General features: G+C 35.5%; 22 protein-coding genes and 1 tRNA gene. 15 read left to right on the plus strand and 8 right to left on the minus strand.

Going from position 1 to position 23,673, the window contains the following annotated elements; all coding sequences use genetic code 11:
• Positions 1-8: 8 nt before the first annotated feature.
• The 8 genes from BST93_RS05110 to BST93_RS05145 all read left to right on the plus strand — a co-directional run bounded on the left by BST93_RS05110 (position 9) and on the right by BST93_RS05145 (position 7,194).
• On the plus strand, positions 9-1,061 hold the full coding sequence (locus tag BST93_RS05110; RefSeq protein ID WP_105018324.1) for an anhydro-N-acetylmuramic acid kinase: 1,053 nt from the start codon (positions 9-11) through the stop codon (positions 1,059-1,061).
• Between the two features lie 65 nt (positions 1,062-1,126).
• Positions 1,127-2,353 (plus strand): Glu/Leu/Phe/Val dehydrogenase dimerization domain-containing protein, encoded by a 1,227-nt coding sequence (locus BST93_RS05115; RefSeq protein WP_042280030.1) that lies wholly within the window; start codon positions 1,127-1,129, stop codon positions 2,351-2,353.
• Positions 2,354-2,355: 2 nt separating this feature from the next.
• The gene (nhaB, locus tag BST93_RS05120) at positions 2,356-3,843 is read left to right on the plus strand and encodes a sodium/proton antiporter NhaB (RefSeq protein WP_105018325.1); all 1,488 of its coding nucleotides are present in this window, start codon (positions 2,356-2,358) and stop codon (positions 3,841-3,843) included.
• 89 nt (positions 3,844-3,932) lie between these two features.
• Positions 3,933-4,625, plus strand: a complete 693-nt coding sequence (locus BST93_RS05125) for a MotA/TolQ/ExbB proton channel family protein (RefSeq protein ID WP_105018570.1) — start codon at positions 3,933-3,935, stop codon at positions 4,623-4,625.
• 2 nt (positions 4,626-4,627) lie between these two features.
• On the plus strand, positions 4,628-5,017 hold the full coding sequence (locus BST93_RS05130) for an ExbD/TolR family protein (RefSeq protein ID WP_105018326.1): 390 nt from the start codon (positions 4,628-4,630) through the stop codon (positions 5,015-5,017).
• Between the two features lie 3 nt (positions 5,018-5,020).
• On the plus strand, positions 5,021-5,842 hold the full coding sequence (locus tag BST93_RS05135; protein ID WP_105018327.1) for an energy transducer TonB: 822 nt from the start codon (positions 5,021-5,023) through the stop codon (positions 5,840-5,842).
• Positions 5,843-5,885: 43 nt separating this feature from the next.
• Entirely contained in the window at positions 5,886-7,058 is a 1,173-nt protein-coding gene (locus BST93_RS05140) for a bifunctional folylpolyglutamate synthase/dihydrofolate synthase (RefSeq protein WP_105018571.1), read from the plus strand.
• A 61-nt stretch (positions 7,059-7,119) separates the two neighbouring features.
• A tRNA-Val gene (locus tag BST93_RS05145) sits at positions 7,120-7,194 on the plus strand.
• A gap of 89 nt (positions 7,195-7,283) precedes the next feature.
• Here BST93_RS05145 and BST93_RS05150 read toward each other — a convergent pair.
• From BST93_RS05150 to BST93_RS05170, 5 genes are all read right to left on the minus strand, one after another.
• Positions 7,284-7,676 (minus strand): DUF4870 domain-containing protein, encoded by a 393-nt coding sequence (locus BST93_RS05150; RefSeq protein ID WP_105018328.1) that lies wholly within the window; start codon positions 7,674-7,676, stop codon positions 7,284-7,286.
• A gap of 63 nt (positions 7,677-7,739) precedes the next feature.
• On the minus strand, positions 7,740-9,188 hold the full coding sequence (locus BST93_RS05155; protein ID WP_105018329.1) for a TolC family protein: 1,449 nt from the start codon (positions 9,186-9,188) through the stop codon (positions 7,740-7,742).
• A gap of 3 nt (positions 9,189-9,191) precedes the next feature.
• Positions 9,192-10,547: an HlyD family secretion protein gene (locus BST93_RS05160; protein ID WP_042280063.1), complete on the minus strand. Its 1,356-nt coding sequence runs from the start codon at positions 10,545-10,547 to the stop codon at positions 9,192-9,194.
• The gene (locus tag BST93_RS05165) at positions 10,540-12,219 is read right to left on the minus strand and encodes a peptidase domain-containing ABC transporter (RefSeq protein ID WP_105018330.1); all 1,680 of its coding nucleotides are present in this window, start codon (positions 12,217-12,219) and stop codon (positions 10,540-10,542) included. Before BST93_RS05165 ends, BST93_RS05160 begins: the two co-directional genes overlap by 8 nt.
• A gap of 6 nt (positions 12,220-12,225) precedes the next feature.
• Positions 12,226-12,900 (minus strand): TetR/AcrR family transcriptional regulator, encoded by a 675-nt coding sequence (locus BST93_RS05170; protein WP_060523158.1) that lies wholly within the window; start codon positions 12,898-12,900, stop codon positions 12,226-12,228.
• A 250-nt stretch (positions 12,901-13,150) separates the two neighbouring features.
• Between BST93_RS05170 and BST93_RS05175 the strand changes: the two genes are divergently transcribed.
• From BST93_RS05175 to BST93_RS05190, 4 genes are all read left to right on the plus strand, one after another.
• Positions 13,151-16,393 carry a S41 family peptidase gene (locus tag BST93_RS05175; RefSeq protein ID WP_105018331.1) on the plus strand — a complete coding sequence of 1,081 codons (3,243 nt, stop codon included), beginning with the start codon at positions 13,151-13,153 and terminating at the stop codon, positions 16,391-16,393.
• Entirely contained in the window at positions 16,394-17,404 is a 1,011-nt protein-coding gene (locus BST93_RS05180) for a metal-dependent hydrolase (RefSeq protein ID WP_105018332.1), read from the plus strand.
• A gap of 11 nt (positions 17,405-17,415) precedes the next feature.
• Positions 17,416-17,883: a nuclear transport factor 2 family protein gene (locus tag BST93_RS05185; RefSeq protein WP_240919356.1), complete on the plus strand. Its 468-nt coding sequence runs from the start codon at positions 17,416-17,418 to the stop codon at positions 17,881-17,883.
• Positions 17,884-18,008: 125 nt separating this feature from the next.
• A complete protein-coding gene (locus tag BST93_RS05190) occupies positions 18,009-18,836 on the plus strand; it encodes a helix-turn-helix domain-containing protein (RefSeq protein ID WP_105018334.1) in 828 nt (275 codons plus the stop codon).
• Between the two features lie 34 nt (positions 18,837-18,870).
• Here BST93_RS05190 and BST93_RS05195 read toward each other — a convergent pair whose 3' ends face one another.
• The gene (locus BST93_RS05195; RefSeq protein ID WP_105018335.1) at positions 18,871-19,803 is read right to left on the minus strand and encodes a mechanosensitive ion channel family protein; all 933 of its coding nucleotides are present in this window, start codon (positions 19,801-19,803) and stop codon (positions 18,871-18,873) included.
• A 154-nt stretch (positions 19,804-19,957) separates the two neighbouring features.
• On the opposite strand from BST93_RS05195, the gene BST93_RS05200 reads away from it, so the two are divergent.
• Together BST93_RS05200 and era are read left to right on the plus strand one after the other, a co-directional pair.
• Positions 19,958-20,608, plus strand: coding sequence for a hypothetical protein (locus tag BST93_RS05200; protein ID WP_105018336.1), 651 nt, complete (start codon positions 19,958-19,960; stop codon positions 20,606-20,608).
• 15 nt (positions 20,609-20,623) lie between these two features.
• Positions 20,624-21,511, plus strand: coding sequence for a GTPase Era (gene era / locus BST93_RS05205; protein WP_105018337.1), 888 nt, complete (start codon positions 20,624-20,626; stop codon positions 21,509-21,511).
• 2 nt (positions 21,512-21,513) lie between these two features.
• Here era and BST93_RS05210 read toward each other — a convergent pair whose 3' ends face one another.
• Positions 21,514-22,284, minus strand: coding sequence for an anti-sigma factor (locus tag BST93_RS05210; protein WP_105018338.1), 771 nt, complete (start codon positions 22,282-22,284; stop codon positions 21,514-21,516).
• Positions 22,285-22,854 (minus strand): RNA polymerase sigma factor, encoded by a 570-nt coding sequence (locus BST93_RS05215; RefSeq protein ID WP_258150481.1) that lies wholly within the window; start codon positions 22,852-22,854, stop codon positions 22,285-22,287.
• A 103-nt stretch (positions 22,855-22,957) separates the two neighbouring features.
• On the opposite strand from BST93_RS05215, the gene BST93_RS05220 reads away from it, so the two are divergent.
• Entirely contained in the window at positions 22,958-23,554 is a 597-nt protein-coding gene (locus BST93_RS05220; RefSeq protein ID WP_060523150.1) for a fasciclin domain-containing protein, read from the plus strand.
• Positions 23,555-23,673: the final 119 nt, after the last annotated feature.

Consider the following 23,673-nt stretch of genomic DNA (forward strand, 5'->3'; position numbering starts at 1 on the left):
AAATACCTATGAATCATCAGTACTATAACGTTTTAGGAGTCATGTCAGGTACATCATTAGATGGTGTAGATATTGCACACGTTCAATTAGTACGTGAAAAACAGTGGACCTTTACAATTTGTAATGCAGTTTGTATTCCGTATTCCGCTCAATGGAAACGTAGATTGAGTCAGGCTGTACATAGTTCTTCTGTAGAAATTGAAAATCTCAATAAGGAATATACCTTATACTTAGGTCAACTTGTTAAAAAATACCTCGATCAAAATCCTATTGAAGACTTAATTGCCGTTTGTTCTCATGGTCATACTATATTTCACAAGCCAGAACAAGGATATACCCTTCAAATAGGAAATCTTCCAGAGATAGCGTCTATTATCGGTCATCGAGTTGTTTGCGATTTTAGAGTTCAGGATATTTTACTTGGTGGGCAAGGAGCACCATTGGTTCCTATAGGAGATCAGCTCCTATTCAATGATTATGATTACTGTTTAAATTTAGGCGGATTTGTAAATATTAGTCATGATTCTAGTGATGGTCGTATCGCTTACGATATTTGTCCAGTTAATACGGTACTCAATCATTTTTCGTTGCTGTTGGGTAAGGAGTATGATGAGGATGGCGCTTTCGCGAAAGCGGGAAAAGTACAAATACCTTTACTCGATAAATTGAATGATATACCTTATTATGGGATGAATCCACCGAAGTCACTAGGTATAGAATGGGTTAATCAATATGTATTTCCTTTATTACAGAATTACGATATAAAGGATGTTCTTGCCACTTTTGTAGAACATGTAGCGATACAAATAACAAAAGTTATCACGTCTAAAAAAAGAATTATTTGTACAGGAGGTGGTGCATTTAATACATATTTAATGGATAGAATTAGGTATCATTACGACGGTGATCTCGTTATTCCAGAATCAAAGATAGTAGAGTATAAAGAAGCATTAATCTTTGGGCTGTTAGGAGTACTTCGATTGCGTAATCAAGTAAATTGTTTAAGTAGTGTGACAGGTTCGCGACATGATCATTCAAGTGGTCAAATTTACCTTCCTTAAGAAATTGTAAAACCTGCTTTTTCTTCATCTAGCTAGATTATATTTGTACAAATTCTACTAACTATATGAAGGAATTGCTTAAACGCTACGAGGAAGCGCAGCCAGAAATAGTTTTTCACTGGAACGACCCAGAAACCGAGGCTGAAGGTTGGACAGTGATTAATAGTCTAAGAGGAGGCGCAGCTGGTGGTGGTACTCGTATGAGACAAGGTCTGGACAAGAATGAGGTGCTTTCGCTAGCAAAAACGATGGAAATCAAATTTACTGTTTCTGGACCAGCGATTGGTGGTGCAAAATCTGGGATCAACTTTGATCCACAAGATCCACGTAAAAAAGGGGTTTTGGAACGTTGGTACAAAGCAGTTTCCCCACTTCTTAAAAGCTATTATGGTACAGGTGGTGACTTAAATGTTGATGAAATACATGAAGTAATTCCTATTACTGAAGACAGCGGTGTATGGCATCCACAAGAAGGTGTTTTTAATGGACATTTTTCTCCAACAGAAGCTGATAAAATCAATAGAATTGGACAATTACGACATGGTGTAATCAAAGTAATTGAAAATCCAGAGTTTTCACCTGATGTTTCTCGTAAGTATACTGTTGCCGATATGATAACGGGTTACGGAGTAGCAGAGGCTGTTAAGCATTACTACAATATTTTTGGTGGTGATGTTAAAGGTAAGCGTGCTGTTGTACAAGGCTTTGGTAATGTAGGTAGCGCTGCGGCTTATTATTTGGCTCAAATGGGTGCCAAAGTCGTAGGGATTATAGATAGAGTAGGTGGTTTAATTAATGAAGATGGCTTTAGTTTTGAAGAGATAAGAGAATTATTCTTAAATAAAGACGGGAATACCTTAAGAGCATCTTCACTTATACCGTTTGAAGAGGTCAATGAAAAAATTTGGGAACTTAATACACAAATTTTTGCACCATGTGCAGCCTCTAGATTAATAAGTCAAAATCAAATTGATCAAATGATAGATAGTGGTCTTGAAGTGATTTCTTGTGGAGCAAATGTACCATTTGCTGATAAAGAAATTTTCTTTGGTCCTATCATGGAGCATACAGATGAGAAAGTGAGTCTTATTCCAGATTTTATTTCCAACTGTGGTATGGCAAGAGTGTTTGCCTATTTTATGGAGCGTCGTGTGCAAATGACTGACGATGCAATTTTTAACGATACTAGTATGACAATACGTAATGCAATTCAAAACATTTACGATCATAATAGTTCAAAACAACAAATCAGCTCAACCGCATTTGAGCTAGCTTTAAAACAATTAGTATAATTATGTTTAAAAACTTTTTAGGAAACAGTCCACATTGGTTTAAGTGGACTATGATAGCTTTTTTAGTTTTCAATACCATTGGTTACTTTATTTTACCTGGAACTGTAATGGGTTGGGTGTTTATTGCAGAGTTTATTTTCTGTCTGGCAATGGCCTTAAAATGTTATCCACTACAATCTGGTGGATTACTGGCTATTCAGGTACTGGCATTAGGACTCACCAGTCCTGGTCATCCAGGATCTGATCACGGTGTGTATGCAGAAGTTTCTCAAAACTTAGAAGTAATCCTACTTTTAGTCTTTATGGTAGCTGGTATTTACTTTATGAAACCGCTGCTTATGTACATTTTCGTTAAGGTTTTTACTAAAATTAAATCTAAGCTTTTATTATCCCTATTCTTCGTGTTTTTGAGTGCGGTCCTTAGTGCATTTCTTGATGCATTGACCGTGACGGCAGTTCTTATTAGTGTAGGGTTAGGGTTTTATAATGTTTACCACAAGATTCATTCTAGTGACCTAGATCTTGATGCTGATGATACTTTGGATAGGAAACAATTAAGTGGTGAAACTCTTGAGAAGTTTAGATCCTTTTTACGTAGTCTTGTAATGCATGGTGTGGTAGGTACCGCTCTTGGTGGTGTGTGTACCATAGTTGGAGAACCTCAAAACCTGCTTATAGGTGCCAAGATGGATTGGAACTTTATTGAATTCTTCCTAAAAATGTCACCGATTACTATTCCAGTATTTATCGCTGGTATATTAACAACCGTATTATTAGAAACTACCAAAACATTTGGATTTGGTGAAAAAATGCCACCAGTGGTAAGACAAATTATTGAAGGCTGGATGGAAAAACGTGATTCTGAACGTACCGAAAAAGAAAAGTACGCTTTGATCGTTCAAGCAGTGTCTGCGGTACTATTGATAACAGGGCTAGCTTTGCATATTGCGCCAGTAGGATTTATAGGTTTAGGTTTAATCGTAATTCAAACTGCATTTATGGGAATTACAGATGAGCACAGCCTAGGAAAAGCTTTTGAAGAGGCGTTACCTTTTACAGGTTTATTAGTTGTGTTTTTTGTGATTGTAGCAATGATACACGATCAACATTTGTTTGCTCCAATAATTGATTGGGCCTTACACCAAGATCCTAGCAGTCAACCTGCGATCTTCTATCTGGCTAATGGATTCTTAAGTATGATATCAGATAACGTATTTGTGGCCACTGTTTACATTAATGAAGTGGCAGCTGCTCATCAAAACGGTGTTATTGATAGAGAAACATATGAACATCTTGCCATTGCAATTAATACAGGAACTAATTTACCAAGTGTGGCTACACCTAATGGTCAGGCAGCGTTTTTATTTTTATTGACATCGGCATTAGCTCCGGTAATTAACTTATCATATGGTAAAATGGTAAAAATGGCATTACCTTACACAATAGTTTTAACGATAGTAGGTTTAACTTGTGTGATTCTTACTCTTTAAAACCTTGTAAATAACTAATTTTAGACTTTGTTTTAAGTAGGTGTATAATGTTTATGTTTATCCTACGTTATCAATCAAACAATATATTAATGAGTATGATTCAAGAATCAGCAGGAATTACTGACGCTGTAGAACCAGTAATAGAAGAGAAAACCCTATCTCTTTATGACCTTATTGTAAGCGGTGGAGTGGCAGGAACTATCGTAATTGCTATATTGATAGTGTTACTTTTTGTAGCACTTTATATATACTTTGAGCGTTTATTTAAGATCAAGGCTTCTAGTAAGATTGATAAAAACTTTATGCTTCAAATTAAAGATCAAGTTACTAATGGAAACTTAGATGCTGCAAAAATGCTATGTGCCAAAGAAGATTCTCCTGTAGCAAGGTTGACGGAGAAAGGTATAAGCCGCATAGGGTCACCGCTCGAGGATATCAATAGCGCTATAGAAAATGCTGGTAAATTAGAAGTATACAAATTAGAAAAGAATGTAAGTATTTTGGCTACTATTGCAGGAGCTGCTCCAATGATTGGATTTTTGGGAACTGTAATAGGTATGGTACTTGCTTTTCATACTCTTGCAAATAGTGGTGGACAAGCTGAAATGGGAACACTAGCAGAAGGTATTTATACTGCAATGACCACGACTGTAGCTGGTTTAATTGTTGGTATCATCGCTTACATAGGATATAATCATTTAGTTGTTAAAACAGATAAAGTGGTTCATCAAATGGAAGCAAACGCAGTTGATTTCCTTGATTTACTAAATGAACCAGCTTAATTATGAATTTAAGAGGAAGAAATAAAGTAAGTCCTGAATTCTCGATGTCATCGATGACTGATATCGTATTTCTATTGCTAGTATTTTTTCTACTTACTTCGCCATCCATCACACCAGAAGCTCTGGATTTAATTTTACCAAAGGCAAAAGGTAAATCCTCCAATGTTCAAAACGCCTCGGTGAGTATTTCTAAAGATGGTCTGTTTTTTGTAAACAGTAAACAAGTAGAGGAAAATGCGATTGAGCAAGAGCTACTTTCTATAATGGAAAATCAAGAAGATCCTACCATTATATTAAGAGCAGATAATGAAGTAGCTTTACAAAAAGCTGTCACGGTTATGGATATCGCAAATCGTAATAAGTACAAAATAATTTTAGCCGTAAAACCTTAAAAGATGGGATTTTTAGACACCAGAGAAAAACGTAAGTCTTTCATCATTACAAGTATTTTGATGAGTGTGCTGTTATTGGTGTTTACTTTTGTGACGGTTTTAAAAGAACTTGATCCACCGCCAGAAAGTGGAATCGCTGTAAACTTTGGAAACACAGCAGTAGGATCTGGACCAGTAGAACCTGCAAAACCTACTAAGGTTACTCCAGTTACTCAAACCTCACAACCGCAACCTGCGCAGTCTAGTGAGGAAAATATCGCTACTCAAGAAATTGAAGATGCGCCTGTTATTAATAGCAGTCCTGATGTAGAAACATCAACCAAACCTGTGAAAACAGACCCCAAACCACAAACTGAGCCGGTAAAGGAAGATCCTAAACCTAGTTCTGATGTTCTTAATGCTATAGGTTCTGTAACCGGAGCCGATGAAATTGATGGAGAAAATAATAATGGTGAAGGACCAGGTGATGGTCCTGGGAACAAAGGTCAGTTGAACGGAGATCCATATGCAAATACCTATTATGGAGATCCGGGATTAGGTCAAGGTGGTAAGGGTTACGGTCTTAAAGGAAGAGGTAAAATACGTGGTCAAGGAGTACCGCCAGAATGTAATGAGAGCGGAAAGGTAATTGTCGAAATTGAAGTCAATAGATCTGGTGAAGTTGTAAAGGCAACAGCTGGAAAAAGAGGAACTTCAAACAGAGCACAGTGTTTGTTAGACGCTGCAACTAAAACTGCTAAAACCTGGAAGTTTACTGCCGCTCCAGACGCTACTAAAGAAATTCAAATAGGTTTCATAGAAGTCATCTTTAAATTAGGTGAGTAGTAAATATCAAAAGACGTTAAATTGGTTGTTCAACCAATTACCGATGTATCAAAAGGTAGGTAAGGTCGCTTACAAGGCCGACTTATCTAATATCCAAAAACTAGATACACATTTAAAACATCCTCATCACTCATTTCCTAGTATTCACGTAGCAGGAACTAATGGTAAAGGAAGTACCTGTCACATTCTAGCTAGTGTGTTGCAAGAAGCTGGTTATAAAGTTGGTCTTTATACCTCACCTCATTTACGCGATTTTAGAGAACGTATTAAAATCAATGGTAAACCTTGTGAAAAGCAATTTGTTGTTGATTTTATTTCATTAAATAAAGATTTTTTTGAGTCCAATCAGTTGTCTTTTTTTGAGATGACAGTAGGTATGGCCTTTCAATATTTTAAGGAGAGACAAGTTGATATTGCGATAATTGAAGTTGGATTGGGTGGTAGATTAGATTCAACTAACATCATTACTCCATTGATTTCTGTCATTACTAGTATAGACAAGGACCACACCGCAATATTGGGTAATACTTTGCCTAAAATTGCTATGGAAAAAGCAGGTATTATCAAGCCTAATGTTCCTGTTGTTGTAGGTGAACGTAGAAGTCTATTAAGATCTCGCTTTCGCGAAAGCGCACAAAACATAAACGCTCCTTATCATCAAGTAAACCATAAATTAAAAGCTCCTGTAAGTGATCTTTCTGCCTGGTATCAAAAAGATAATTTGCGTACAGCTTTAACTACACTCAAATTACTAGATACTCTTTACGCATTTAACATTGATGAGAATCACATAAAGAAGGGTTGTAATAAGGTTTCTATTAACACTAGTTTTTATGGTAGATACACTAAATTAAGCTCATATCCTTTAGTAATTGCCGATACTGCCCATAATGTAGCAGGAGTTAAGGCGTTGATGAAACAAATCAACAAAGAGCAATTCGATAAGCTATATATCGTAATAGGTATGGTAAGCGATAAAGATGCTTTAAAGGTTATAAAGTTATTACCACCTACTGCCTATTATATTCTTACACAAGCAACAGTAAGTAGAGCAATGCCGGTTGAGGTTCTTTCTAAATACTTTGAGGAACTTAATAGAAGTTTTGAAGTAATAAATGATGTGAAAACAGCAAAAAAAGTAGCTATTGAAAAAGCGCAGGAGAGTGATGCTGTGATAGTTACAGGAAGCACTTTTGTGGTGGCAGAAATTTTTTAATTTTTTTCATTAAAAAATAGTTGGAGAAACAAAAAAGGGTTGTATATTTGCAACCGCTTTAGGGCGCGTAGCTCAGTTGGTTCAGAGCACTTGGTTTACACCCAAGGGGTCAGGGGTTCGAATCCCTTCGCGCCCACAGAGAAAAAAGGTCTTCAGAAATGAAGACCTTTTTTATTTATTTAAGTTTTATTTTTCAGTGAATAGTTATCTGCTTGCTTTGATTCATTAGGAAATAAAACGAATCGTCAATGGATATCTATATAATTCACCATTGCTGGCTTTTATTGCTCCTATAATAGTAAATATAAAACTGCATATCATTACCAAGAAGATGGTAATAAATCCTATGATAAAGAACATAAGGAAAATACTTACGATGCTATACAGAAAATAAGATATCATAAAATTAAGTATTTCTTTACCGTGTAAGTCCACCTTTTGACTGTAATCCTTATTTGTGGACCACATGATTATAGGGAAAATAATTCCACCAAAAGGAACAATCCACCCTGCAAATTGAGACAAGTGCATAAGTAAGCAAAATTGATTTTGTTCCATTCCCCACGGCTTATAGGAATGAGAGTGATATTCTGATGTAGTTTGATAAGGTTGATTCATGATTCTTTTTTTATTTATATGTAGTAAAAAAATGATTTTGTTACAGTCTAATAGACTCGTACCTTATTCGACTATACCTAGAGCATTATATAAACTTGCTGTGGCGTTGTAGGATTTGATCAAAAGTTCATTGGCTTTTAAGGTTGCTTCAATTAGCTTTTGTTCTCTTGTATTGATTAGGAACACGCTACTTTCTCCTATTTGAAACATACGTAGCTCACCATTGAGCATTACTTGGTAATTGGATACAATCTCGTTGATAAGCCTATTCTGTTCGTCCAGAGAAGTGATTTCTACGCTTACAGCTTCTATTTTATTTCTAAGTTCTAACTGGGTAGCAGCTCTTTCTAATTCAGTATCTTGGATTTTGATAGAAGCCAATCTAAGGTCTCCACGTTCTTTTCTTAAAAAAAGAGGGAAGCTAGCGTTAAGACCGAACTTGTAATTACTGGTATTAAAACTGTTTAATTCGCCTCCGTCAGGTGTGAGAAAATTATACTCAAGATTTATCTTAGGTAATAGTTTGTTTTGTTTAAGCCTGCGATCAACTTGTAAACCATTTAATTTAGCATCAATACTGCGTATTTTGGGATGTTGGTCTAAACTATCGGTCGATACAGTAATACCTTCTAATTGCAAACTTGCAGCTATCATTTCTCGTTGCGGTACAACAGGTCTTAAATCTTCTCTAAGTTCTACTGGAACATTATCAATCCATAGAAAGTTACTTGCTTCTAGTCTCGCTTTTTGCTGTTTTAATTTTGCGGCCTCTAGTAAAAGAACGCGATTTTGAAAGGCTATTTTAGCCTCAACACTATCGATAGCGGCTTTGTCACCTACCTCAACTTGTCTTTTAATTCCTTGGAATCGAATTTCGGCATTTTCCAGAAAGTTCTCATAAATTAAACGTTCATTACTTGCTTGTAACCACCTGAAATAAGCTTTACTAGCTTCAAATATGAGATCGTTTAAAATTAGATCTCTTTCTGCTTTGGTTTGATTAATAAAGAATTTCGCTCTTCTTAAATCGGCCATGCGCTCATTGATTAAAAGACCTTGCGCTAGTGAAAAAGAAACGCCTGCTCCATAGAGTCCATCATCTGGAACGGTAAGACTAGGGTCTAAAAATGTACCTGTATTTTGTTCAAAAGTTCCTTTTAATTCAATTCCATACCAGGTTGGTATTTTAAATGCTGCATAGAACTCGTCGTAGTATTCCGTGTTCTTAAACTTCTTGCGGTCCTTTATCGCTTCAATTTTGGGATCAAATGCTCCTCGTGCTTTCAATAAGTTAGCTTCACCCATATTTAGCTGCAAGTTTGCTTGCTTCATAACTGGATGATGTTGTTTTACAAAAGCTAGATACTCTTGAAAACTCATTAAATCAAGTGAATCCGCTGGTTGTACTTGCCATACGGGAGTGTAATTGCCGGCTTGATCTAGAAAGTTTTGAGAGTACGCTTTCGCGAAAGCGAGAATAACAAAAAACAATAGTGGTATATGACGTTTCATAAATTATTTCTTGTCTTTGGAGTCTGATTTATCGTCGGGCTGGTAATAATTAGGAGGAAAGCCGTTGAGCTGTCTCCAGATTTCATACCAAATAGGTACATCTTCTAACAATGCGATAGTATAAGCACCAGAACCAACTCTTAGGTTTTCTGGCCACTCGTGATCTTGAGGATCTGGAGCAATTAGAACTCTAAATTTCCCATTTTCTGGAGTGATAAAAGTTTCTACAGCCACTACTTTACCGCCATACGTTCCAAAAGATGCATTGGGCCAACCGCTAAAAAATATTGCTGGCCATCCATCGAATTGTACACGAACCTCTTCACCTAGATGAATAAGAGGCAAGTCCAAGGGCTCTACAAAGGTTTCTACGGCTAGATCATAATCTGCAGGCATGATCCCTACAAGTTTTTCACCTTCTTTAAAAGTTTCTCCTATACCACCTTTTATCGCTTTATTTATATAACCATTTTGTGGCGCTAGTACGTAGTACAAGCTATTTCTAATACGATAACTACTGGTTTGATTTTCAAGTTTTGCCACATCGGCCTGTGCTTGAAATAAGGAACCTTCAGCTGTTGCGCGATCACTTTGTGCTTTAGCTATTTTGTCTGCATAGCTTGCTCGCAGTCTATTTAGTTCAACTTGTGCGTTAATCAGGTCGTTTCTACTCGCAAGTAGTTTATTCTCTTGAGCGATGACTTTAGCCTGCATTTCTTGTTGTTTGGTTCTTTTATCTTCTACGTCTACACGTGATTTAAGACCATCTTGTATAAGTTCTACTACACGATCATATTGACGTTGTGCAATTTCAAAATTGTTGCGTATGGCAATGAGATCAGTGCTATCTGCTCTTACCTTGTACTTGCTTTGTTCAACCTTGTTGCGTCCTTGTTCTAGTTTGAGTTGAAGTTCTTGTTGTAGGGCGCTTATTTGATTAGTTAGTGCCTGAATTTTGGTTCTATAACTACCTGCGCTACCTTGTTTGGCATCTGCTTGTTGCTGCGTACGTTCTACTAATAACGGATCTTGGTATTCAGTTTTTATCTCAGATATACGCAAGATCGTATCGCCAGCGTTAACAAAATCACCTTCTCTTACGTACCATTTTTCAATTCGACCTGGGATTTGAGATTGTACGGTTTGTGGTCGTTGATCTGGGGTAAGTGTGGTAACAAAACCATTACCGGTTACATTTTGCGTCCAAGGCAGAAAAAGTATAATAACGGCTAGGATAGCAAATCCATATAGGAATTTATTAAAAGCTCTAAAATGTCTTTTGTGAAAAGCGATGTCGTGTGACTTATACTGTTCAAGACTCACTTTATCTGATAGGCTGTCTTTAGAAATATTAAGCATCGCGTTTGTTGTTTTTAATGGTTCCATTTTCAATATGTACAGTATGACTACACACTGTGTTCCATAAAGGATTTTTTGAACTTACTACTAGCGCCCATGGACGATCATGTGATGACAAGTAGGTTATAATTTCTTTTGCTTCAACAGGATCAAATTGATCTAGTGGATCTTTGAGTAATAGTAGTTTGGGCTCGTGTACAATGGCACGCGCAATTACAATCTTGCGAGCAATGGTATGTGGTATTTGTTTACCTTGTGAATAAATCAAAGTATTTAAACTCGCTGAGTTTTTCTTGACAAACGGCAACAATCCCAATTGTTCAATAACTTCATTAACCTTATCAATACTTATTGAGGAATCATTTAGAGTAATATTCTCTAATATGGTGCCTTCAAAGGTTTGGTTTTCTGGTAATACTTGGCCTACTCGCTTGCGGTATTTATTTAAAAATATTCCATTTGTGCAATTACCATTTACATATATGCTTCCTTCGGTTGGACTTTCAATGGTAGAGATTAACTTAAGCAATGTTGTCTTACCCGATCCTGATGGTCCATCAATGATCATGCGCTCTTTTTCATTAATAATTAAATTAATGTCTTTAAGAATTACTTGACCTTCAGGAGTTGTTATACCTAACTTTTCTAATTCTATATGAAGTGGTTTTTCCTTTTCAAAAGGATCTACACCTTCTTGATTTTCAATTTCTTTATCTACAACTTGTCCTATCTTTTCCAGTGAGGTAAGTACATCATAAAAGGTTTCTAATCCTAGGATCAACTTCTCCACTGAACTTATTACCAGTAATATGATAATTTCTGCTGCTACGAATTGACCTATATTCATTTGTTGATTAAGAACTAGTAAACCACCAATAACCAGTAGACCAGCCGTCACAAGTACTTTGAAACCGATCATTTGTAAAAATTGGATTATTAGAACTCTAAAGTGGCCTTCACGCGCTTTTAAGTATAAGGCTGTTAAATCATCATTGCGATTCATTGCAAGTGTAGTGTTGCCTGAAATTTTGAAACTAACAATAGAACGAGCAATTTCTTGAATCCAGTGAGCTACCTTGTACTTCAGTTTGCTTTCTTTTAAACTAGTCTCTAGTCCTTTACGAGCAGTAAATCTAAAAACGATTAAAACTAAAATTAATAGCAATAAACCGTAGATTATAAAAAACGGATGATAAAAAGATAAGAGAATGATACCAAAAACAATTTGCAGGATGGCTGCAGGGAAATCCAGTAATATTTTACTTAATCCCTTTTGTACGGTCAATACGTCAAAAAATCTGTTTGCCAATTCTGGCGGATAATAATTGCGTAATTCTTTCATCTTTATCTTAGGAAAGCGATACGCAAATTCAAAGGATGCACGGGCAAAGATTTTTTGCTGCACATTTTCAAGAATTCTTATTTGCATGAGTTGTAACGCTCCTTGAAAAGCAACACCTAGAGTAACCAGAACAACTAGGACTATCCACGAGGTAGAAATTTGAGCTCCTTGTATCAAATTTATAATTGCTTGAATTCCTAGCGGTAAACTCAAAGAAACGAGTCCAGCAAAAATCGCATAAAACAAAATTTGTTTTATATCTCTACGATCCAGCTGCAACATGCTTATAAATCGTTTCCAAGGAGTTTTTAAATCAGTGTTTTTTGCCATGATTCTTTAATTCTTTTTTGAAATTAAGTTGAACACCATATCTAGATAAAAATTTAAAATGGCATCTTCACCATCAATTGAATCTGTGACCGATGGTAAATGTTCTGCAAAATAGCGTTGGTTGTGAGCACCTTCAATAACCGATGAGACTAACATGTTAGGGTACTTATATTCTGGATTAACTTCTGTAACCATTTCACTCACTCGTTTTACGACTCTTTTATAAGTTTTATAAAAGCCTTTCTCGTTTTCCTCATCAATATCTTTATGCAAATAAGCCTTTGATGATTCAGCAATAATGATTCGATGCAGTAATACTTCATTAACAAATGAAAAGGCAGAATCCTCTTCAATTACCTGCGTGAGCATTTCAATAGCACGTCTTAATTTTTCCTCGGGATTTAAATTTAGTGTAGCAATGTACATGCGGTATTCAATCCACGACCAGTACCAGTTAAACAGGTATACAAGTAGTGCATGTTTACTGTCAAAATATCTATAAATACTACTTTCATTAGATCCTATTTCTTTTCCTAACTTTCTAAAAGTAAAACTTTCAAAACCTAGGTTTTCAATCATTTCAATGCTTTTTGAAACAATGCGTCTACCTAGATCGGTACCTTCGGGATTTTTCAAATACAAATTTGGATGTATTTGAATATTGATAGATAAATTTTTCATACTCCTCGCAAATCTAATAGCAAGACTATTAAATTATGATAGTTTAACTTTTAATTATATGTTAAGTTATGATTTGTTGATGATTACGCTTTCGCGAAAGCGTATAACCTAAACACATTTCTTAATGAGATTTTTATCCGACCTACAACTACATGTAACATTCCATTCCATTTTACATCTATTAAATCCATGAATAGGTGGTTATCATTAGTAATTCTACACTATTTTTAGGCACCAATAAAAAATTAAAATGAAAAATATTCTTTTACCTCTTGTGGTTTTAGTTTCACTTTTAACTCAAGCCCAAGAAAACGCAAGTTGGATGCGTCACAGTAAAATATCTCCAGATGGTTCACAAATAGTTTTCACTTACAAAGGTGATCTTTATAAAGTATCTAGTGATGGAGGAACAGCCCAGCAATTGACCTTTCATAAAGCGCATGATTATCAGGCTATATGGAGCAAGGATGGTAGCAAAATAGCATTTGCATCAAATCGTTATGGCAATTTTGATGTATTTGTTATGAACGCGACAGGTGGAACAGCCACTAGATTGACCTATCATTCAAGTAGCGAGACACCCTATAGTTTTAGTTATGACGACCAACAAATAATTTTTGGTGGACTTAGACAGGACACTGCAGAACACAGACAATTCCCAACTGGCTCTCAACATGAGGTTTATACCGTTCCAGTAAAAGGTGGCCGTATTGATCAATTATTTACCATTCCTGCCGAACTTGTTGAAACAAATAAGGATGGAAGTAAATTGTATTACCAGGATAAAAAAGGTGGAGAAAATTACTGGCGTAAACATCATACATCGAGTATTACTCGTGACATATGGGTATATGATGTAGCAAGTAATCAACACAAGCAATTGACTACACATAATGCAGAGGACCGCATGCCAGTGCTTTCTAGCGACGGTAAAAGCATGTATTACTTAAGTGAAAAGAGTGGCAGTTTTAATGTGCATAAATGGAATCTTGAAACTGGTGAATCTGTACAGATTACGGATTTTAAATTGCATCCAGTACGCTTTTTAAGTATAGGTAATGGTGTAATAAGCTTTGGTTACGATGGAATGCTCTACACCATGAGAGAAGGTCAACAGCCTAAAATGCTAACTGTGCAGGTAGTGACACAAGATATTGAGAATACAGATAAATTCGTAAGTGTAAACGGTGGAGTAGAAGAGATGGCAGTATCACCTAGTGGTAAGGAAATAGCCTTTATTTCTAAAGGTGAAGTATTCGTAACATCTGTAGAAGAAAGTTTTACAAAGCGTATAACTAATACAGCACAAACAGAAAGTTTTGTGAGTTGGTCGCATGACGGAAAAGCTGTTATATATAGTAGTGAAAGAAATGGGAAGTGGAGCGTTTATAAAACCGAAAAGGTACGTGATGAAGAGCCCTTCTTTTTTGCCTCAACCTTGTTAAAAGAATCAGCTATTCTTGAAAATGAAAATGACAATTATCTAGCAGAATATTCTCCAGATGGCACAAAGCTAGCCTATGTGGAAAACCGTAGGAATATAGTGGTGAAGGACATTAAATCAGGAAAGAAAACAACGTTGTTAAGTGAAGAAGAACTATTTCATATGCGTGACGGTGATAAGTATTACACCTGGAGTCCTGATAGTAAGTGGTTATTGGTAGATTGGTCTCTAAGTCTTAACAACAGCGATATACTTTTAATGGCCGCCGACGGTTCAAAGCGAATCAACCTTAATGAAAGCGGTTACTATGACTCTTCTCCTAAATGGACTAATGATGGTAAACAAATGTTATGGTTTTCAAATAGAGATGGGTTAAAATCATATGCTACTAGTGGTCGATCTCAAAGTGATGTTTACAGCATGTTCTTTACACAAGAAGCTTGGGATGAATTTAATTTGAGTAAAGAAGATTACGCTTTACTTAAAGAATTGAAGAAAACAAAGAAGAAAGACGGTGACGAGGATAAATCAGACAAGAAAAAGAAAGGTAAGGATAAGGATAAAGAAAAGGATGAAGAGAAAGAGGTTAAGCCGCTTACTTTTGACTGGGATGATATGAAGGAAAGAACAAAACGTCTCACTATACATTCTTCTAATCTTTCTGACGCTGTTTTATCCAAGGATGGCGATAAATTGTATTACCTAGCTAGGTTTGAAGATAAACTTAATCTTTGGTCAACAGACTTACGAACCAAAGAAACCAAAATGGCTATCAACTTAGGTGCTCGCAGTGGTAGTTTAGAATGGGATCCTAAAAGAGAAAATTTATACCTACTAAGTGGTGGTAGAATATCTAAACTTGATGTAAGTAAAAAGAAAAAAACAGCAGTTAAGATTACTGCAGAAATGCAGTATGATGAGGTAGCTGCTAGACAAGCAATGTTTGACCACGTATGGTTAAGAACAAATGCTGTTTTTTATCACAGTAATTTTCACGGTGTTGACTGGCCGCTTATGAGAAAAGAGTATGAAAAACATTTGCCTTATGTTTCAAATACCAATGAGCTGGCAGAGCTGCTTTCAGAAATGATAGGTGAGTTGAATGTATCCCACGCTGGTGCAAGAGCTGCAGGATATGACATGAGTAATCCAGATGCAACAGCATCATTAGGTGCATTTATCGATTACTCTTACCAAGGCGATGGTCTAAAAATTACCGAGGTTATAAAAGGAGGACCACTGGATAAGGCTCAATTTGATATAAAGCCAGGAATGATTATTGAAAAAATAGATGGTCAAACAATTTCAAGTGATAGAGATTATGCTTATTACCTGAACAGAAAAGCCAATAAATTTACGTTGCTAGAGCTGTCAAGTCCTGATAAAAAGGAGAACATGGTTATTACAATTAAACCTATTTCTACAGGAGCAGAACGAGGCTTACTTTATAAAAGATGGGTGAAACAAAACGAGAAAGAAGTAGATCAAAGGAGTAACGGACAATTAGGATACGTTCATATACCTGGAATGAGTGATGGGCCATATAGAAACATTTTTGAAAAAATGATGGGTAAATATCACAGTCGTAAAGGTGTGATTGTAGATACTCGATTTAATGGCGGTGGTGATCTAGTAGCCGATCTAGCTATGTTCTTTACTGGTACACCATTTATTACTTATGAGACAGAAGCCAAAGTGGTAGGTGGAGAACCTACTTCTAGATGGACTAAACCTACACTCGCTATGATTAATGAGGCCCAGTATAGTGACGGACACTGTTTTGCTTGCGGCTATACCGATCTTAAAATTGGTAAAACAGTAGGAATGCCAGTTCCTGGAACATGTAGTTTTGCAGGATGGGAACGACTTCCTGATGGAACAGTTTGGGGTGTAGTTCCTATTAGCGCCAAAGATATTAATGGCAATTGGATGGAAAACAATCAAACCGAGCCGTCCATAATGGTAAAAAATATGCCAGGAGTAATCGATAATGGTCGTGATCAACAACTAGAGCGCGCTATCGAAGAGTTACTTAAAGACGTTGAATAGATGGATAGTCTCACGCAGATCGTACTAGGTGCTGCTGTAGGAGAAACTGTTCTAGGCAACAAGGTCGGGAATAAGGCATTGTTATATGGTGCAATCGCTGGTACCATTCCCGATCTTGATGTGCTAGCAAGGTCATTTACCGATACGATAACAGCTACCGAGATCCATCGAGGATTCAGTCATAGTATCCTGTTTTGTGTGCTCTTTGCGCCTGTTTTCGGTTTTGTAGTAGATAGGATAGAATCCAGCAGACGGATAGGATGGAAATCATGGTCTTGGCTGTTTTTTTGGGGATTGATAACTCATCCCATATTGGACATGTTCACGACATGGGGCACGCAGTTTTTTTGGCCGTTTGATAAGGCTATCGCATGGAATACAATTTTTGTAATAGATCCGCTTTATACACTTCCTTTTTTAGTGTGCACACTTGTGGTTTTATTTTTAAAAAAGGGTTCGCTTTCGCGAAAGCGAACAAACCTCACCGGTATCTTCATTTCTACAAGTTATCTATTAATGACAGTATTGTTTAAGTGGAATGCAACCCAAGAATTTAAAAAGGCCCTAGATGTAAATAAGTTTAATTACTCACAAATTTCAACACGTCCTGCGCCATTGACAACATTGCTATGGAACTGCAACGTAGATGCAGGCGATGCGTATTTATTGGCTGATTACTCATTCTTTGATTCTAAACCAATTTCATTCAAATCTTATCCCAAAAACCGAAACCTAGAGCCTACTTGGAAACACGAACAATCTGAGGAGAATTTGAGGCGACTTATAGATATTTCTAAAGGTTGGTATTTGATGGAGAAAAAGAACGGAAGTTGGTATTTTAATGACTTAAGATTTGGTACCATGCCCATTAATAAAGACGAAGAACAATTTGTTTTTAGTTATAAACTTAAAGAAGAAAATAAAACCCTAATAGCAAAAGAGAATCCTAAGGAACCCATGGATGTTACCATTGTCATGGACAAGTTATGGAATCGAATATGGGGTAATTAAAAACTATTACTATGAAAAATTTAATTGTAATTTTTATAACTATCCTGATCATAAGTTGCAACAAACCAGAGTCCAAGGTGGAATATAACTCAGAACAAGCAATTGAAGCAGTTGAAGCGGTAGTTCAACAAGTTTTTGACAGTGTGTGGTCTGATAAGAAAGTAGATGCTATAAAAAAATATCAGACAAACGATTTTATTTTATTGGAGCATGGTGAATTATGGACTAATGATACCATTGCAAATTGGTGTAAAAGAGCAAGCAAAAGAGATCAAGGAATTACTAGGACAAATAAATTTGATAGAATAAAGGCTCATCAAGAAGGGAATCGAGTTTATCTAGCTTATTGGAATCACGGGACATTTGTTAAGGATACATTAGAATTTAAAAGAACCTGGTTAGAAAGTGTTGTGGCAGTTAAAAGCGACAGTGTTTGGAAATTAGAACTCATGCATTCTACTAGATTACCTAGAGAGTAATATTTTAAGTTTTACAGTATCTGTAAGGGATTGTCGGGTAAATGTCGGGTATTTTACCGAGCTTAATTTTGGTGGAGAATAGGTGTGTTTGGTAATCTTGTAATCGAATACAAAAATCAGTAATAATGAAACAACCGGAATTAGGAATTTACATTGCACAATTAAGAAAGGAAAAAGGTCTTACCCAAGAGGAATTGGTAGAACGATGTAATATTAATGTGCGCACCATTCAACGCATAGAGGCAGGCGAAGTTTCTCCACGTAGTTATACTATTAAGAATATTCTGGAAGTATTAGGAAAATCTTTTGATGAAGTTTACTCCGGCACTAAAGAAAGTCAAACCTCCAAAGAGGTTGAATCTTCTGCTATGAAATATTCATTTAATAATTCTCTTTTGTTGTTTTCAGGTATTGGTGGTGTTATTCTTTTTATCTGTTATTATTTGATGACAATTAATGATGTTTTTCATTCGTTTACCCAAGATAATATTTTACCTGAATCCTCATATACGGCTTTAGGTGTGGTAAGCATAATAACAGTAGTACTTTTTTATACAGGAATATATCATATAGCTCAAATCAAAAATAACTCTTTATTAAAGTTTTCTTCAATTCTTGCTATGATAATTAATGTTGTAAGTAGTATACTACTCATTACAGTTATTGATTATGATAGTAATCTCATAAGTCCTAGAGATATTTTGTTTGGCATCTTTGTTATTGTTGCTAGCGGTATAACATATTTGATGTTGGGAGCTGGCTACCTTTCTCAACGTAAAAATGAAGAAGGATTAGCAAAATATCTAGGGTTTGTAGGTTTAATAGCTGGTGGTTTTATGATTACAGTTCTGCTTGCTCCTATAGCTATTGTATTAATGTTAATATTTGATTTAGGTCAAATCATCCTTGTGTTTAGAAACTTGTCTCAAAGTAAAAAAAGCATCAACTCCTAGAGTTGATGCCTTTTACTTTTGTTAGAATTACCTATTAGGCTTCTTTGTTTGAAGATTGCTGCAAATTCAATTGGTTATTGAATTCTAGCGTTCTAATAGGGAATGGTATATTGATATCATTTTCATCAAATGCCTTTTTAATCACCATAATCGCCTTACTGGTAACCTCCAATTTTTTCTTTCCGTTTGTGATGTCGTAGTAAAATCTAAGCATAAAGTTTATGCTACTGTCTGCAAATTCGCGGTAGAAAAATTCCACTTCGTCAATCGAATTTACCTGATCAAAGTTGTCCAAGATAGCTTGTTTTGCAATCTTTTCTACTGTTGGTAAATCACTTTCATATCCTACACCACAATGAATAATAACTCGCATAGTATCAGTTAATCCAAAATTTTTCAAAGGATTCTCAAGAATCATTTTGTTAGGTATAATTACGGTGTTGTTGTCGGCTTCTCTTAATATAAATTTATTTAAATCAATAGCAACTATTTCTCCTTCATAACCGTTGGTCTGCACCCAGTCTCCTATACGAACATTTTTTCTGAAACTTAAATGAATACCGCTCATCGTATTGGATAATGTTCCTTGTAAAGCAAGTCCAATTACTAAACCAGAAACACCAGCACCAGCAATGATGGCTTGTACAGTTTCATTAAGATCAAGTACGTTTAATGCGATAAACATACCGCCTATAACAACAATTATTGCTGCAGTTCTACCTATTAATCTCAATACAGACTGTTGTTCAACTTTTGATTTGAGTAGGCGTTGTACACCACGATTTACAAATTTTGAAATGATGTAAGCTATAAGTAAGACAACAACTGCAACGGCAAGATTTGGTAAGTTGCGTAATATGGCTTCATACCAAGATGTTAATTGATCCCATATAAGCTCAGTTGAGTTTACATCTTCAATTTGTTTAGTTGTTTCTTGTACTTTTTGGGTTGTTTGTTGTTGAATCATAGTACGAAAATAGTGGGCTGTTAACGTGATCCTTTTGCATTTAACATTTCTTAATCATTTAAATGTTAAAAAGTCTAAATTTAGACTGTACAAAGTTTAATGTATTTTTAAATAATCAATTTAAAGCAGTTTGAATGTGCTAAGTATTGCTTTAATGAAAATCAAGATTCAATTTAATATGAAGTATTATTTGTATTCATTGATAGGTCTAATGATGATGACTTCTTGTAAAAAAGAAAAGCAAGAAGTATTAGATGTTTTTGACAACATTAATAAAGAGACTGAATTTGAAAACTCAAAATATGACCGAGATTTCTTAGTCATGTTTAAGGACAGCGCCATAGCTCATCCAGAAACATACGCAGTGGCCCAAATAAATGCAGAAGAGTTTCATTATAAAACCACCCAATTAGTAGAACAGCTGGAGCATGTTAAGAATGAAATTGATAATTTTATTGGAGAAGTAGATAATTACGAGATGATGGATAAATTGGTTAATCCCGTTTTCTTTTCAAACGACAGCCTGAACTCAACGGGTATTTATCTTAAACAAATTATTAGTGATTATTACACCAGTGTTGAAGATCAAGTTTATTTTTTTGCCGATATTGAAAAAAAAGTGCAGTCTTCCTTTAATCTTGAACCTGTTATTGATGTTGAAGGAGAAAAAAAGGGATGGGTAGATTATCACTATAAAGACTTTCCATCAATTGCAGCAAAAGTGAAAATTTCACAACTTCAAGAAACAGCATTGCAAATTGAGCGAGAATATTATGAAGCGCTTATGAAAAAACCTAAGTTCTAGTCCTACCTTTGCATTATGACACATAAAGCAGGTTTTGTAAATATTGTAGGTAATCCTAATGTAGGAAAAAGTACCTTAATGAATGCTCTAGTAGGTGAGCGATTGTCCATTATTACTTCTAAAGCACAGACGACTCGTCACAGAATTTTAGGAATAGTAAACGGTGAGGATTTTCAAATGGTTCTTAGTGACACACCTGGTATCATTAAACCTGCTTACAAACTTCAAGAAAGCATGATGGAGTTTGTTAAAAATGCTTTTGAAGATGCCGATTGTATTCTTTACATGGTGGAGCTAGGCGAAAAAGAGTTGAAAAACGAAGCTTTTGAAAAAAGATTGACATTTGCAGAAGTTCCAGTATTTGTACTTATCAATAAAATAGATAAAGGAACTCCTGAACAACTAGAAGAAGCTGTAGTGCATTGGAAAAATAGATTACCCAATGCTGAGGTATTTGCCATAAGCGCATTAGAAAATTTTGGTATTCCTCAATTAATGAATAGGGTAATAGAAACTTTACCAGAATCTCCAGCCTTTTATCCGAAGGATGCTTTAACTGATAAGCCAGAGCGCTTTTTTGTAAACGAAAGCATTAGAGAGAAAATCTTATTACATTACAAAAAAGAAATTCCTTATTCTGTAGAAATTGAAACAGAAGAGTTTCTTGAAGATGAAGATATTATAAGAATTAGAGCTGTTATTATGGTGGAACGCGAGACTCAAAAGGGTATCATCATAGGTCATAAAGGTAGTGCCATAAAACGCGTGGGAATGGAAGCCAGAAAGGATCTTGAAAAGTTTTTTGGCAAGCAAGTTCACATTGAACTATTTGTAAAAGTCAACAAGAACTGGCGTAGCGATGACAGGCAACTGCGCAGATTTGGTTACCAGAACAAAAATTAAATCTAAATCGACAGACCTACTACCAGATTTTCTACAGTGGCGTGATCACTGCCGCCGGCTTTTTCAATGGTGATATTAAGGCTAGAAGCCTTATCAATAATTTTAGTATCTACCTCTAGGAAATCCTGATTGAGTACTGCCAAGGAAATCATTTCACCATTTACATCGGCCCATAATTGATAGTCGTGTTCTTTATCCAATTTTGGTAAAGAAGTTACGTCAACAACACTACGTTTTTTATTATGATACGTGATAACATTTAAATTACCTAGCGAGGTGTCCTTTTTAAGAATATACTTCTGAGTTTTTGGGCTACGTAAAAATTGAATCTCTTCATCAAAGGTTAAATTATCTGACTCTAAATTTTTTATTCGATTTTCTAGAGAAGAAAATTCACCTTCTAGTTGCTCCAATCTTTGTGTTTTTTCATTTGCAATATTCATGTAATACAGCATACCCACAAATCCAACAGCAGCAATACATGCCACTGCTATTTGAAACCAAGATATAGAATCTTGTTTCTTTATTTCTTTATTGCTAGTGTGAATAGTTGAAAACAGTTCTTTTTTTAAGTCTTCGGGTGGATTCTCTTGCGTTTTAAAAGCTTGAGCCTGTAATTCAATTTGCATCATGTCATACGCAAATTTTATCTCATCAAAGGTTGCAATGTAGTGTTCAGCCTGTTGAATTTCAATTTCTGTGGCTTTACCCATAACATAGCGGTCCAGTACACCAGACTCTAAAAATTCTTGTATGTTTTTATTTTCGACCATTTATATATAAGACCACAATAATAAAGCAATTATACTATAAGTAGTTCGTAATTTTTTAAGAGCATTACGTATTCTAGTTTTAAATGTTCCCAATGGTATGTTCAAGTATTCACTAGCTTCCATATGAGTCATGCCTTTGTAGAACACACAATTAATGACATCTTGATATTGAGATTCAAGAGAAGTCACTTTTAAATTTAATTGCTCTTTAAATTCTTTGTATAGTAAACTACTATCCTCTTCTATTGATACGCTTGAATAATCGTTTTGGATTTCCTTTTGCTGTTTTCTTTGAGATTTTCTTAAAAAATCAAGAGCTTGATTCCTAGTTATTTGATATAGCCAGGTGAAAAGTCTCGCTTTATCAGCATCATAGGAATCAATATTTTGCCATGCTTTAATTAGGCTAGCTTGTAAAACCTCTTTGGCGTCATCAGGATCTTTAGTGAATTTCAAACATAAGCCAAATAGAGCACCATTGTAATGGTCGTATAATAACGACATACCACGATCATTTCTGTCGCGTATTAATTCTATTATTTGATTTTCTAGAAAAAGGGCGTTTTTCACTTTAACGTTTTTTTATCAATCCTGTGAAATCCAAAAGGAATTTCCAAACGTAAAACCTAAAGATGCATCAAATTATACTTTTTAAACTTAAAAATCTAATAAAATGAAAAATTCAAGTATTTTACTTACTGCTGCAATGATGTTTACAGCAATATTTGCAACAGCTCAGTGTAATAACCATCAAGCTTCAACCAGCAATAATGATCACGCTACGTCAAATGTAGTGTATGTTCAAAACTGGCACTATAATCAAACTCCAGATATCGTAGGAGTAGCCATGTCCGACAAAAATTTTGCTACACTAGTAGCTGCGGTAAAGGCAGCCGATTTGGTAAAAACCCTACAAGGTGATGGTCCTTTTACTGTTTTTGCACCTACAAATGCAGCATTTGATAAGTTGCCAGAAGGAACAGTAGCAAATTTGCTAAAACCTGAAAACAAGGCAAAACTACAAGCCGTGCTCACCTATCACGTACTTGCAGGAAAAGTAACTGCTAGCGACATAATTGAATCTATCAAGAGAAATGGTGGTGGATTCATGACTAAAACTGTGCAAGGAGATCCTATCTATGCAAGTATTGTAGATGGTAAGGTCGTTCTTGAAGATGCACAAGGTCGTACCTCAACCATTACAGCTACAGATATTGAAGCAAGCAATGGTGTTGTGCACGTAATAGATACTGTGGTTTTGCCAGAGTAATTTTTTTTTCAAGTTGGTTAATGACCTCTTTATCAGTTGTTGCTGGTAAAGAGGTTTTTTTATTACGCTTTCGCGAAAGCGTACTTACAAGAAAATAATTTTTCAAAAAAAATGAGCAT

Origin of the sequence: Nonlabens tegetincola (genome assembly GCF_002954355.1) — a bacterium.
GTDB lineage: Bacteria > Bacteroidota > Bacteroidia > Flavobacteriales > Flavobacteriaceae > Nonlabens > Nonlabens tegetincola.